Below are 13564 nucleotides of genomic sequence, written 5' to 3'. Positions count from 1 at the left end.
GCCGTCAGGGGGTGCGGCGCGGGTTCAGGGCGGTGTCAGCACTCCGTTCACCCGGCGTGGCAGCCGCCACGGGTTGTCGTCGCGCAGCGCCTCGGGCAGCAGGTGCGGCGGGCAGTCCTGGTACACGACCGGCCGCAGGAAGCGGAAGACCGCGGCCGCGCCGACCGAGGTGGTCGTCGGCTCGGTGGTCGCCGGGTACGGCCCGCCGTGCTCCTGGGCCCAGCCGACCGCCACCCCGGTCGGGTAGCCGTCGAAGACCAGCCGCCCCGCCCGGTCCCGCATCACCGCCACGAGGCGGGCGGCCAGCTTCTCCTCCTCCGGCTCGCTGTGCAGCGTCGCGGTCAGGTTGCCGGGGGCCGCGGCCAGCGCCTCGACCAGCTCGTCCTCGTCGTCGTAGGTGAGCACGACGGTCGCCGGCCCGAAGCACTCCTCCATCAGCAGCTCGGAGTCGTCCAGGGCGGAGACGGGGCCGGTGAGCAGCCGGGCCGCCACCTGCCTCGTACCCTGTCCCGCCTGGCCGGCCGCCGCCACGCGCAGGCCGGGTACGGCCTCCCGGGCGGCCGCGCCCTCCTCGAACCGCTCCCGGATGCCGTCGCCGAGCAGCACCTGCGGGCCGAGCCCGGCGAAGTGCCCCGCCATCGCCTCGACCAGCCCGGCGCCCGCCGGGGCCAGGACCAGCCCCGGTTTGACGCAGAACTGCCCCGCGCCCAGCGTTGCCGAGGCCGAGAGCCCCGCCGCGATCTCCCCGGTACGGCGGGCCGCCGCGCCGGGGGTGACGACGAGCGGGTTGAGGCTGCCCAGTTCCCCGTAGAACGGGATCGGCTCGGGCCGGGACTTGGCCAGGTCGTGCAGGAAGCGGCCGCCCGCGGTCGACCCGGTGAACCCGACGGCCTTGACCAGAGGGCTGGTGACCAGCGCGATCCCGGCCTCGTGGCCGTGGACGAGCTGGACGACCTCCTCGGGCAGGCCCGCCCGGCGGGCGCCCTCCTGCAGCGCGGCCAGGGTCAGCTCGGAGGTCTCCGGGTGCAGCGGGTGGGCCTTGACGATGACCGGGCAGCCCGCGGCCAGGGCGCTGGCGGTGTCGCCGCCGCCGACACTGAAGGCGAAGGGGAAGTTGCTGGCGGAGAAGACCCCGACGATGCCGAGCGGGACGTTCATCCGGCGCAGGTCCGGCCCACCTCCACCCGTCCCGGCGGCCCCGCCGCCGGTGTCGATGCGCGCGTCGAGGAAGGAGCCGTCGCGCAGCACCTCGGCCATGAGCCGGAGCTGGCCGCCGGTCCGGGCGACCTCCGCGGTCAGCCGGGGCAGGCCGAGCGCGGTCTCCGCGTCCGCGGCGTAGACCAGGATGTCCACCCGCTCGTCCAGCACGTCGGCCATGGCCTCCAGCAGCACGGCCCGGCCCGCGGGACCGGCCGCGTCCAGGGCCGGGAGCACCGCCTCGGCCTCCCGGCAGGCGCGGCCGACCTCCTCCCGGCTGGTGGAGACGTACTCCCGGCGGCGCTCGCCCGAGCGGGCGTCGACGCTCCAGACGGGCTCGGCGGGCCGCCACTCCAGCCGGGCGGCGTCGGGCTCGCGGACGGCGGCGGGCAGCAGGCCGCCCGCCGCCTCCAGCAGCAGCCCGGCCACCTCGATCGCGCCGCGCGCGGTGAAGTGGGTGTCGTCGGCGCTGCCCCGGGGGTAATTGGGGTGCGGGTCGAGCCAGAGGAACAACTCCCTGGTCGCCTCGGGGCCGAGCTCCCGCCAGCGCCGGAAGCTCACGGCCTGCAGGTCGATCAGGGGCACCCCCTCGGCGGCGGCCAGGTCCCGCATCGCGTCGGGATAGCGGCCGTGCGTGCCCTCCGGGCCGAAGGCGCGCCGTTCGACGGAGGTGACCAGCACCGGGCGCGCGGCCCGCTCGCGGGCCCCGCGGACGTAGCGGCGCAGGTAGTCCTGGTAGCCGCCGTACGGCGGGGCGAAGCGACCCTGCTCGTGCTTGCCGTCGTTGTGGCCGAAGCAGATCAGCAGGTGGTCGCCCGGCCCGATGGCGTCCATGATCCGCTGGTACATCCCCAGGTGCTCGACCGAGGTGCGGGCGCTGGCCCCGGGGATGGCCTCGTTGACCACCGGCACGTCCCAGAAGAGCGGGAGCGCCTGGCCCCAGCCCGCCTGCGGGGCGAGCGTGACCGGGTAGGCGGCCGCGGTGGAGTCCCCGGCGATGAAGACCGTCACGGCGCCTCCCCGGCCGATTCCGCCGGGGCACCGGTCCCGGCCGCGCCCGCTGCCACCCCGGGGGTCCCGGTTCCGGCCGGGTCGGCGGTGCCCGCCGTACCGGCGGCCTCCGCCAGGCGCGCGGCGGCGGCCCGGTCGAGCCGGCCGTCCGCCACGACCGTGACCACCCGCCGGGTCAGCGTGTCCGCGACGGGCAGCGGGCGGTCCCAGGCGAGGGCCGGGCCGACGCCGGGGTACTCGGCGACCCGCACGAACCACGGGTCCACCGCGCCGACCTGGACGAAGACCAGGCTCCAGGCGTCGGACACCAGCGCCAGCCAGGGGGTGACGCTGCCGTGCACGGCCTGCTCGCCCTCGGCCCCGGCGGTGAACACCGCCAGGTTCGCCGACTCCTTGGGCGCCCGCCAGAAGAACCCGCCGTACCCGGCGCCCGGCCGTCCCTTGCAGGCCGAGCTCTTGATCTCCAGCGGCTCGCGCACGGTGAGCTCGAAGGCGAAGTCCAGCGCCCAGGCCCCGCCCGCGCCCGGGTCCGGTGCCCCGGTCCCCGACGGGCCGGATGTCCCCGCCGCGCCCTCCGGAGCCGGCGGTGACACCGGCACCGGCACCGCCAGAACGGTCCGCCGCTCCCGGGCGACGGTCGCGCCGTCGGGGCCGATCCAGGTCAGCTCCTCGGCGAACCCGCCCTCGACCTCCTCGAAGGCGTCGTGCCGCTGCCGGCCGTGGTCGTCCAGCCAGGTCGCGCCCTGATCACGGACGAAGGTCCGGCCGCCCCAGAAGTTCACCGCGCCGACGTCCGCGATGGCCAGGCTGACGCCCAGGTGGTGGACGTGGTCGTCGGGGCGGAACTCGGTGACCGGCACCCCGCCCCGGGTCCGCACCGGGTGCAGGTACGGCCGCGGTGAATCGGCGGCGGGCAGGTCGGGGCGCCACACGTAGGACGCGACCGGCGTCCCCGCCACGCTCAGCTCCCGCCGGGCCGCCCAGGCCACGCCCAGCTCGGAGAAGAGGGCCAGCCGCTCGGCGCTCGCGTCCGTCAGCGCCTTGATACCGGGCAGTTCCCGCCGGTCGGGGTGGAGCACCTGGTGCTCGTCCGCGATCGGCAGCGGGTCGGGCGCCAGCCGTACCGCCTCCATGAACTCCATGAAGGCGCCGGTGCGGACCAGCGGCACCAGCAGCTCCACCCCGGTCCTGACGTGCTCGACCAGGTTCTCCAGCAGGTTCGCCCGGGGGTGGACGGTCCCGTCGAGCTCGTCGGTGGTGTAGGTCAGCCGGGCGGTGCCCGCCGAGCCGTGCACGATCAGGTACGGCTCGGTGCGCCCCGTCGAGCAGAGCGTCACGGCCACGGTGATCACCCGGCCGTCCGCCAGGCGGATCCGGGCCGTGGAGGTGTCGTCCGCCTCGATCGGGTTGGCGTGGAACATCTCCAGCTCGACGGAGGCGACCGCGCCGCGCTCCTCGGCGCCGGCGACCGCCAGCGCGGTGGCCGTCGCGTGCGCGAACGGGTTGGTGAGCGCGCCGTCCACCACGTCCTGGCCGTCCAGCCGCCGCCGGCCCGACCACGCCGAGCGGGTGTAGTACTCGGCGGGCCGCTCCCAGGCGCCCGCCACCCCGATGCCGCGGACCTCGCCGAGCTCTCCGGAGGCGATCCGCTTGCGCAGCGCGGGGATCGCCGCGGAGGCGAGGCTCTGGAAGCCGACCTGGCAGGCCAGCCCGGTCTCCGCCACCGCCGCGGCGATCCGCTCGAAGGCGGCCAGCGAGGCCGCGGGCGGCTTCTCCAGCAGCAGGTGCGAGCCCGCGCCCAGCGCGGTCACGGCGAGGTCTGCGTGGGTGTTGATCGGCGTGCACAGAATGGTGACCTCGGCGCCGGTGCGCTCGATCAGCCCCGCCAGGCCGTCGGGGCGCACCTGCTCGGGGGTGCCCAGGCCGTGCAGCCAGTCGGCCTCCACCGGGCGCACGTCGCAGACGCCGACCAGCTCGACCAGTCCCCGGGCGGACAGCCCGCGCAGGTTCTCCAGGTGCGACCGGCCGTGGCCGTACACGCCCGCGAGCACGACCCGGGTCGCCCCGCCGTCCGCCGCTCCCGCAGCCCTGCCCGTCCCCGGGCCCGTTCCCGAGCCCGTCCTCGGGTCCGTTCCCGAGCCCGCCATCGGGTCCTTCCCGCCCTCCGTCACCCCGTCCATGTCAGCCCCAGTCCCGGACGGCCCGCCGAGCGCAGCTCCGCGCCGGTGATCTCCACCGGGTACGGCGCGGCCAGCAGTCCCAGGTCCGACAGGGAGGCGTCCTCCACCAGCTCCACCATGACGGGGTGGTGCAGGGTGAGGGCGAGCTGCCCGGAGAGCTCGGTCAGCAGGTGCGGGTAGACCGGCACGTCGAAGGCGCGGGCCAGCTCGGCCACGCGCAGGAACGGGGTGATCCCGCCGACCCTGACCACGTTGGGCTGGACCACGTCGCAGGCGCCCGCGGTGAGCAGGTCGCGGAAGCCGTGCACGGTGTAGACGTTCTCGCCCACCGCCACCGGCACGTCGATGCTCCGCCGCAGCTCCACGTGGGCGGCGACGTCGTCGGCGGGCAGCGGCTCCTCGATCCAGTGCAGGCCGTACGGCTCCAGCGCGGCGATCGCGCGGCGGGCCCGGTGCAGGTCCCAGCGCTGGTTGGCGTCGATCATCAGGATCGTGCCGGGGCCGACGGCCTCGCGGACCGCGGCCACCCGCTCGACGTCCTCGGCCAGATCGGGCTTTCCCACCTTCATCTTGACCGCAGGGTAGCCCGCGGCCTTCCAGCGGCCGGCCTGCTCGACCAGTTCGTCCAGGGAGTAGTGCAGGTTGACGCCGCTGCCGTACACCGGGAGGCTCTCCCGGCGCGGGCCGAGCACGTCCACCAGGGAGGACTCCCCGCAGCGCAGGTCCCACAGCGCCAGGTCCACCCCGGCCATCGCGACCGTGGCCAGCCCGCCGCGCCCGGCCTCGCTCAGGTGGACCGCGAGCCGGTCCCAGACCACGCCCGGGTGGGCGGGCAGGCCGATCAGCGCCTCGCGGACGTCGTTGTCCAGCAGGGCCCGCACGGCGTGCGCGCCGATCTGCGGCGTCCAGGAGAAACCGGTGCCGGTCCGCCCGTCCTCCAGCGTGACCTCGCACACGATCACGTGGTTGTACGGCACGTCCGCACCCCAGGGCCGGCGCAGCGGCGCCGACCGCAGGGTGGTCTTCAAATCCTTGATCATTCGGACACCAGGGCGAGGCCGCGCTTGATGATCTCGTCGAGCTCCGCCAGGTGCTCGGGGGTGAGGTCGGTCAGCGGCGCCCGGACCGGGCCGACGTCCAGGCCGCGCAGCCGCAGGCCCGCCTTGACCAGCGCGACCGCGTAGCCCGGGCCCTTGCCGCGCAGCTCGACCAGGGGCGCGTAGAACTCGGTCAGCAGCCGCTCGCTCAGGTCGCCGCCGTCGAAGTAGGCGGTGGCGATCTCCGGGGCGAAGGCGAAGACGGCCGAGGAGTACAGCTCCACGCCGAGGCCGCGGTAGGCCGGCATGGTGAGCTCGGCGGTCGGCAGGCCGTTGAAGAAGGTGAAGTCCGGGCCGATCTCCCGCCGGACCGCCAGCACGGTGCGCTGGAAGCGGTCGATGTCGCCCAGCCCGTCCTTGAGTCCGATGACGCCGGGGATGCGGGCCAGCTCCACCACCGCGTCGGGCTCCAGCACCAGCGCGCCGCGCTGGTAGACGATGACGGGCAGCTCCGCGGCGACCGCGCGGACGTACTCGGCGAATCCGGCGCGGCTGCCGAGCATCAGGTAGGGCGGCATGAGCAGCAGGCCGTCGGCGCCCGCGGCGCGGGCCGCGCGGGCCTGCTCCAGGGCCGCGCCGAGCGGGCCGCCCGCGCCCGCGAGCACCGGCACCGCGCCCTGGACGGTCTTGACCGCCACCTCGACGGCGCGGGTGTGCTCGGCCTGGGACAGCGCGGAGAACTCCCCGGTGCCGCAGGCGACGAAGACGCCGCCCGGGCGGTGCTCCAGGTTCCGGCCGATGTGCTCGGCCAGCGCGTCCTCGGCCAGCGCGCCCTCGGCGTCGAACGGCGTCACGGGGAAGAACAGGACTCCGCTGAGATTCATGGTCGGTCGTTCCCTTCGGGAAGGCTCTGCTTCGGGAAAGTCTGTTTTCGGGGAGGCTCGGCTTCAGGCGAGCTCGGTGCGCCAGCTGCGCTTGGCCTGCCAGCCCAGCATGCGCTCGGCCTTGGCGGACGAGAAGGCCGGCGCGGTGCCGGTGAGACCGGCGGCGAGGCCCGCGGTGGAGGGCATGACCTGCGGCAGCAGCTCCGCCAGCGGCCCGCGGGCCAGCGCGTCGGCGGCCCCGGCGAAGAAGGTCTCGCCGTTCGGCAGCTCGGGCAACCGGTCCAGGAGGGTGATGAACAGGTCGGCCGCGTCGCGAGCGTCGATGTAGTTGAACAGCGAGACCCCGGCGATCTCCGGCCGGTCCAGCCGCTCGGTCACCGTGTGCCCCGACTGGGTCGGCGCGCCCTCCCACTCCTCCGGCGCGATCACGAAGCAGGGCCGCACCGCCGCCAGCTTCGTCGCGGCGGTGCGCGCGAAGGAGCGCATCGTCTCCTCCGCCACGTGCTTCGACAGGCTGTAGGCGTTCCACGGCTGCGAGGGGTGGTCCTCGTCGAGGGGCAGGTAGGAGGGGGTCCAGCCGCCCGGCGAGCCGTACCCGATGACGGTCGGGCTGCTGGCCACGATCACCTTGCCCACGCCCAGCGCCACCGACGCGTCGCAGACGTTGAAGGCCAGTCTCGTGTTGGTCTGGAAGATCACCTGGTCGCTGCGGCTGAACGGGGTGGCGATGGCCGCCAGGTGCACCACGGCGTCCGGCCGGAACCGCGCGATCACCTCGTACGCCTCACCGAGATCGGTCAGGTCGGCGGGGAGGCTGTCGGCGGCGTCCGTCGGGGTGCCCGGCATGTTGTCCACGCCGATCACCTCGTGACCGGCGGCGGCGAGTGCGGACACGACGCTGCGCCCGAGGCGCCCGGCGCTCCCGGTGACAAGAGTTCTGCTCACGGGTGTCTTTCCCTTCTGGCAGTCGCGGGCGAGCCCGAGGACTGCAACCAGTTGCACCAAACAGTGTCGTCAACTCCGGGAAACGTCAAGGGAGCAATTTCGACTACCGCTCTGAACTGGTCATATGTGATGAAGGCCTGCAGCGATCATCACAACCGGTAGCAGCAAAAGGGCAGTCGACCCCCTGGTGAAGGCTGGTAGCCGCGCGATCGCCTGCGTTACGGTGCCGCGGGCGGGACGCCCGCGCCCCGGTGCCGACGAGCCCGCCCCGCCTTCCAGGGAACCGACGCAGAGAGCGAGCCCACCGTGAGATCCGAGACCACCACCCCCGCCGCCCCCGAGGTCGCGAGATTCGGGACCACCCCCGCCGGAGAGGCCGTGGACCGGCACATGCTGTCGAACGGCCGGCTCCGGGTGGGCGTCCTCACCCTGGGCGCGATCATCCAGTCGATCGAGCTGCCCGACGGGACCGACGTCGTGCTCGGCCTGCCCACCGTGACCGACTACCTGACCCGGAGCCGCTACTTCGGCGCCGTGGTCGGCCGGTACGGCAACCGCATCGCCGGCGGGCGCTTCACCCTCGACGGCGCCGAGCACCGGCTGCCGCTCAACAACAACGGGCACAGCCTGCACGGCGGCGAGACCGGGTTCGACAAGCGGGTCTGGCGGGCCGAGGCGGACGGCGGGCGCTCCGTCCGGCTGGTCCTGGTCAGCGCGGACGGCGAGGAGGGCTACCCGGGCACGCTCACCGCCTCGGTCACCTACACCCTGACCGACCTCGACGAGCTGCGGATCGACTACCGCGCCACCACCGACGCGCCGACCGTGCTCAACCTGACCAACCACTCGTACTTCAACCTGGCGGGCTCGGGCGACGTCCTCGGCCACGTCGTCACCATCGAGGCCGACCACTACCTGCCGGTCGACGAGGGGAAGATCCCCCTGCCCGGGGCGCCCGCGCCGGTGGCGGGCACGCCGTACGACTTCACCCGGCCGGCGGCCGTGGGCGCCCGGCTGGAGGGATGCTATGACCACTGCTACGCGCTCCGGCCCGGCGCCACGATGCGGGTCGAGGAGCCGGTGAGCGGCCGGGTGATGGAGGTGACGACCAGCGAGCCGGGGGTCCAGTTCTACACCGGGCACATGCTCGACGGCGTCGCCACGCCGTACGGCAGGCACGCCGGGCTCTGCCTGGAGACGCAGCACTTCCCCGACTCACCGAACCGGCCGGACTACCCCTCCACCGTGCTCCGGCCCGGGGAGGAGTACGCCTCGACGACCGTCTACCGCTTCACCGGCTGATTCAGGTCTGGTTTGCCGCTAGAAAGAGTCTCGTGACCGATTTTTTCATCGAGACTCTCCGGAGATTCCCATCCGGCAATGGATTCATCCTATGACCGGCTGTGTCACCTCCCCCGCTGCAACCGCTTGTAGCAACGCAGCAATTGTTACAAGATCCTTTATTCTCCGAAACCTTGCGTTAACCGCTCCACCTGGGAAAACAGTGTTGTCGATATATCGGTAACGATGAAGTAACGCCTGCAAAGGGTTGACGCAGGCTTTCCCCGAGCTATAGGAAAGCGCCATCCAATCACGTCACATCGGGAGGTCCCGTGATGACGAGTGAATCGAGAAAGGCCCGGCTCCGATCCGTTCAGGGGTATCGCCGTGGTTGATTCGCTGTCGCTGAAGAAGCCCGTGGTCACGGCCCCCGCTCCCCAGAACGGGCGCCGGCGGGCCGTCAACCGCTCTCGTCGCGAGACGCTGGCGGCCTACACGTTCCTCGCACCCTGGTTCGTCGGCCTGATCTTCATCACGATCGGCCCCATCATCGCCTCGTTCTACCTGTCCTTCACCGACTACAGCCTCCTGGAGGAGGCCAAGTGGGTCGGGCTGGACAACTACACCAAGCTGCTCTCCGAGGATCCGCGGTTCTGGACCTCGCTGAAGGTCACCGCGATCTACGTGGTCGTCTCGGTGCCGCTCCAGCTCGGTTTCGCCCTGCTGCTGGCCCTCGCGCTGGACCGCGGTCTGCGCGGCCTGTCGTTCTACCGGTCGATCTACTACCTGCCCTCGCTCCTCGGCGGCAGCGTCGCGATCGCCATCCTCTGGCGGAAGATCTTCGGTGCCGACGGCCTCGTCAACGGCGTGCTGGCGATCTTCGGCATCGAGGGCACCAGCTACGTCAACAACCCCGACACCGCGCTGGGAACCCTGATCCTGCTGCACGTCTGGACGTTCGGCGCGCCGATGGTCATCTTCCTGGCCGGCCTGCGGCAGATCCCGAGCAGCTACTACGAGGCCGCCCAGATGGACGGCGCCGGAGTCGTCCAGCAGTTCAAGTCCATCACGCTGCCGCTGCTCACGCCGATCATCTTCTTCAACCTCGTGCTCGAGGTGATCAAGTCCTTCCAGTCGTTCACCCAGTCGTTCATCGTCAGCAACGGCACGGGCGGCCCGACCGACTCCACGCTCTTCTACACGCTCTACCTCTACACCAAGGGGTTCAAGGACTACGAGATGGGCTACGCCTCGGCGATGGCCTGGGTGCTCGTGGTCATCATCGCCGGTCTGACCGGGGTCAACTTCCTCGCGTCCAAGTATTGGGTCTTCTATGGCGACAGCAAGTAGCCGGCCGCCGGTCCTCTACCGGCGCCGCATCTCCCGGGGTGCCAAGCACCTGCTGCTGATCGGCTTCGGCCTGGTCATGCTCTATCCACTGCTGTGGATGATCTCCAGCTCGCTCAAGCCGGAGGAGCTGATCTTCCGCGAGCCGGGCCTGATCCCCAGCCAGTTCACCCTCGACAACTACTTCGAGGGCTGGGACGCGCTGGCCCATCCGTTCGGCTACTACCTGTGGAACTCGGCGGTCATCACGGCGCTGTCGGTCATCGGCAACCTGATGGCGTGCTCGCTGGCCGCCTACGCCTTCGCCCGGCTGAACTTCCCGCTGCAGAAGCTCTGGTTCGCGCTCATGATCGGCACGATCATGCTGCCGCTGCACGTGGTGATCGTCCCGCAGTACATCATGTTCTCCCAGCTGGACATGATCAACACGATCTGGCCGCTGATCCTGCCGAAGTTCCTGGCCCACGACTCGTTCTTCATCTTCCTGATGGTCCAGTTCATCAGGACGCTCCCGCGCGAGCTCGACGAGGCCGCCTCGATCGACGGAGCCGGGTACTGGCGCACGTTCTTCCGCGTCATCCTCCCGCTCTGCACCCCCGCGCTGACCACCACCGCGATCTTCACGTTCATCTGGACGTGGAACGACTTCTTCAGCCAGCTGCTCTACCTGAACAACCCCGACAACTTCACCGTTCCGGTGGCGCTGCGCACCTTCCTGGACTCCAGCGGCGAGTCCTCCTGGGGCCCGATGTTCGCCATGTCGATCATCGCCCTCGGTCCGATCTTCGGCTTCTTCCTGGCCGGCCAGAAGTACCTGATCCGCGGTATGGCCACCACGGGTCTCAAGTAAGTCCTCTTCAACCCCCCTAATGATCAAGAGGAAGGACCGGGAGATGCGTTCTCTCAAGACTGCGGCCCTGCTCGCGGCGGCGGCCCTCACCCTGACGGCCTGCGGCAGCGGTGACGGCGGCGGCGACGCCGCCTCCGACGGCAAGACCAAGCTCCGCTTCTCCTACTGGGGCTCCGACTCCCGGCAGAAGATGACCGAGCAGGCCATCGCGGCGTTCGAGAAGAAGAACCCCACCATCGACGTGGTCGGCGAGTTCTCCGACTGGCCGAGCTACTACGAGTCGCTGGCCACCAAGGTCGCGGCCGGCGACGCGCCCGACGTCATGACCCTGGAGATCCGCGGCCTGTCCGAGTACGCCGGCCGGGGCGCCCTCGCCGACCTCACCGGCAAGGTCAACACCGCCGACCTCGACCAGGGCGTGCTGCCCGCGGGCCAGGTCGACGGCAAGCAGTACGCCATCCCCACCGGCGTCAACGTCTTCGCGATGCTCGCCAACAAGGCCACCATCGAGAAGGCGGGCGAGAAGATGCCCGACGACACGACCTGGACCTGGGACGAGTACATCGAGCTCTCCTCGAAGATCACCAAGGGGGGCGACGGCTCGGTCTACGGCACCGAGTACACCTTCAACCCCGCCTACCTGACCATCTTCGCCGCCCAGCGCGGCGAGTCGTTCTACAACAACGGCAAGATCGGCATCACGCCCGAGACCCTCAAGGCCTGGTGGGCGAACTTCGACAAGCTGATCAAGGAGAAGGGTTCGCCCGACGCCGCCAAGATGGCCGAGACCGCCGCCGCCGGCCAGGAGCAGTCGCTGATCGCCACCAACAAGGGCGGGTTCGGCATGTGGTGGACCAACCAGCTCGGCGCCATGGTCAAGTCCTCGGGCCAGGAGCTGACCCTGCTCCGCCTGCCGAAGGCGCCGGACGCGCAGAAGTCGGGCCTGTTCCTCCAGCCCGCCATGCACTGGACCATCTCCAGCAAGACCGAGCACCCGGCCGAGGCGCAGAAGTTCGTCGACTTCCTGCTCAACGACCCGGAGGCCGGCGCCATCCTGCTCAGTGACCGCGGCCTGCCGATCAACAGCAAGGTGCTGGCGGCGATCAAGGACAAGCTGCCCCCGGCCGACACGCAGAGCCTCGAGTTCATCGAGTCCATCAAGAGCGACCTCGACGCCGTGGTCGTGCCTCCGAAGGGCGGCGGCAAGATGGAGGACATCATCCGCCGCTACTCCGAGGCCGTGACCTCCGGCCAGCAGACCCCCGACGAGGCGGCCACCAAGCTCCTCGAAGAGGCCAACGCGGCCATCGCCGGCTAGCCCGCGCCGCCGGCGGGCCCGTCCCGGCTGATCCGGCCGGGACGGGCCCGCCACCGTCGGGGAACACCTCACGCCTGCCGTACGGCTCGCTGCGGAGCGCGCGAGCCGTACGGCACACCAATCGGCGGGCCGTACGGCGCACCATCGGGAAGCCGTACGGCGCACCATCGGGAAGCCGTACGGCGCACCATCGGGAAGCCGTACGGCGCACCATCGGGGAGAAGGAAATGAGATACGGATTCGTCGGGCTCGGCCACCGCGCCCAGATGTACGTCGACGCGCTGCTCGGCGACTGGCGGGACACCGGCACCATCGTCGCCCTGTGCGACACCAACCGGACCCGGATGGACTACTACGTCGAGCGCATCGGGGAGAAGGTGCCCTGCTTCGCGCCGGACGACTTCGCCGGGATGCTCGAGCTGTGCGACGCGGTGGTCGTCGCCACGGTCGACGCCACGCACGCCCACTACGTGGTCACAGCGCTGGACGCGGGCAAGCGCGTCATCGTGGAGAAGCCGCTGACGATCGACGCCGAGGGATGCGCCGCGATCGCCGCCGCCGCCGAGCGGAGCACCGGCTCGCTGATCGTCACCTTCAACTACCGCTACTCGCCCCGCAACTCCGCGGTCCGCCGCCTCATCATGGAGGGCGCGATCGGCGAGGTCACCTCCGTGCACTTCGACTGGGCGCTGGACACCATCCACGGCGCCGACTACTTCCGCCGCTGGCACCGGGACAAGGCCAACTCCGGCGGCCTGCTGGTGCACAAGTCCACCCACCACTTCGACCTGGTCAACTGGTGGCTGGACGCCGCGGCGCAGAGCGTCTACGCCCAGGGCGAGCTGCGCTTCTACGGCGCGGAGAACGCCCGGGCCCGTGAGCTCGACGCGCGGCCCGAGCGCGGCCAGGGCGCGCCCGGCCTCGGCAGCGACCCGTTCATCCTGGACATCTCCGCCGACCCGCGGCTCAAGCGCCTCTACCTGGACGCCGAGCACGAGGACGGCTACATCCGCGACCAGGACGTCTTCACCGAGGGCGTCACCATCGAGGACAACATGTCGGTCCTGGTCCGCTACGACAACCGGGCCCTGCTCACCTACTCGCTCAACGCGCACGCCCCCGCCGAGGGCTACCGCGTCGTGTTCAACGGCACCGGCGGCCGGATCGAGCTGGAGGTGTGCGAGCGCGCCTGGACGCCGCCGCACGCCGCGATCGACCCCACCGCCGCCTCCAAGGAGCACGCGGCCGGCGCCTGGGAGAGGCTCACCCTGCACCGGCACTGGCAGGAGGCCAGGGAGATCCCGATCGAGCAGGGCGAGGGCGGCCACGGCGGCGGCGACCGGCTGCTGCTGGACGACGTCTTCCGCGGCCCCGACGGCGACCCGCTCGCCCGGCAGGCCGGCTACCTCGACGGGATCCGCAGCGTCATGGTGGGCGCCTCGGCCAACGAGTCCATCCGCACCGGCCGGCCGATCCGCCTGGTCGACGGGGGCACCCGTATGGCGGACAGCTGA

General features: G+C 71.6%; 10 protein-coding genes. 5 read left to right on the top strand and 5 right to left on the bottom strand.

Annotated elements, in window-relative coordinates; translation table 11 throughout:
* Nucleotides 1-24: 24 nt before the first annotated feature.
* From IEZ07_RS06210 to IEZ07_RS06190, 5 genes are all read right to left on the bottom strand, one after another.
* Nucleotides 25-2208 (bottom strand): aldehyde dehydrogenase family protein, encoded by a 2184-nt coding sequence (locus IEZ07_RS06210; RefSeq protein ID WP_191893901.1) that lies wholly within the window; start codon nt 2206-2208, stop codon nt 25-27.
* Nucleotides 2205-4388 carry a DUF6807 family protein gene (locus IEZ07_RS06205; RefSeq protein ID WP_239319582.1) on the bottom strand — a complete coding sequence of 728 codons (2184 nt, stop codon included), beginning with the start codon at nt 4386-4388 and terminating at the stop codon, nt 2205-2207. The genes IEZ07_RS06210 and IEZ07_RS06205 overlap by 4 nt, the downstream gene beginning before the upstream one ends.
* Nucleotides 4376-5428 carry a mandelate racemase/muconate lactonizing enzyme family protein gene (locus IEZ07_RS06200; RefSeq protein ID WP_191893900.1) on the bottom strand — a complete coding sequence of 351 codons (1053 nt, stop codon included), beginning with the start codon at nt 5426-5428 and terminating at the stop codon, nt 4376-4378. Before IEZ07_RS06200 ends, IEZ07_RS06205 begins: the two co-directional genes overlap by 13 nt.
* Nucleotides 5425-6309 carry a 5-dehydro-4-deoxyglucarate dehydratase gene (locus IEZ07_RS06195; protein WP_191893899.1) on the bottom strand — a complete coding sequence of 295 codons (885 nt, stop codon included), beginning with the start codon at nt 6307-6309 and terminating at the stop codon, nt 5425-5427. The genes IEZ07_RS06200 and IEZ07_RS06195 overlap by 4 nt, the downstream gene beginning before the upstream one ends.
* Nucleotides 6310-6372: 63 nt before the next feature.
* Entirely contained in the window at nt 6373-7254 is an 882-nt protein-coding gene (locus tag IEZ07_RS06190) for an NAD-dependent epimerase/dehydratase family protein (protein WP_191893898.1), read from the bottom strand.
* A 306-nt stretch (nt 7255-7560) separates the two neighbouring features.
* On the opposite strand from IEZ07_RS06190, the gene IEZ07_RS06185 reads away from it, so the two are divergent.
* From IEZ07_RS06185 to IEZ07_RS06165, 5 genes are all read left to right on the top strand, one after another.
* On the top strand, nt 7561-8556 hold the full coding sequence (locus tag IEZ07_RS06185) for an aldose epimerase family protein (protein WP_239319606.1): 996 nt from the start codon (nt 7561-7563) through the stop codon (nt 8554-8556).
* Nucleotides 8557-8922: 366 nt separating this feature from the next.
* Nucleotides 8923-9885: a carbohydrate ABC transporter permease gene (locus tag IEZ07_RS06180; protein ID WP_068896480.1), complete on the top strand. Its 963-nt coding sequence runs from the start codon at nt 8923-8925 to the stop codon at nt 9883-9885.
* Nucleotides 9869-10732: a carbohydrate ABC transporter permease gene (locus IEZ07_RS06175; RefSeq protein WP_191893897.1), complete on the top strand. Its 864-nt coding sequence runs from the start codon at nt 9869-9871 to the stop codon at nt 10730-10732. Before IEZ07_RS06180 ends, IEZ07_RS06175 begins: the two co-directional genes overlap by 17 nt.
* A gap of 43 nt (nt 10733-10775) precedes the next feature.
* Nucleotides 10776-12050 (top strand): ABC transporter substrate-binding protein, encoded by a 1275-nt coding sequence (locus IEZ07_RS06170; RefSeq protein WP_191893896.1) that lies wholly within the window; start codon nt 10776-10778, stop codon nt 12048-12050.
* Between the two features lie 227 nt (nt 12051-12277).
* The gene (locus IEZ07_RS06165) at nt 12278-13564 is read left to right on the top strand and encodes a Gfo/Idh/MocA family protein (RefSeq protein WP_191893895.1); all 1287 of its coding nucleotides are present in this window, start codon (nt 12278-12280) and stop codon (nt 13562-13564) included.

The sequence above is a fragment of the Planomonospora parontospora genome (assembly GCA_014647935.1).
GTDB lineage: Bacteria > Actinomycetota > Actinomycetes > Streptosporangiales > Streptosporangiaceae > Planomonospora > Planomonospora parontospora.
The sequence above is the reverse complement of the archived record's forward strand: the minus strand, read 5'-3'. Positions and strand labels throughout refer to the sequence as shown.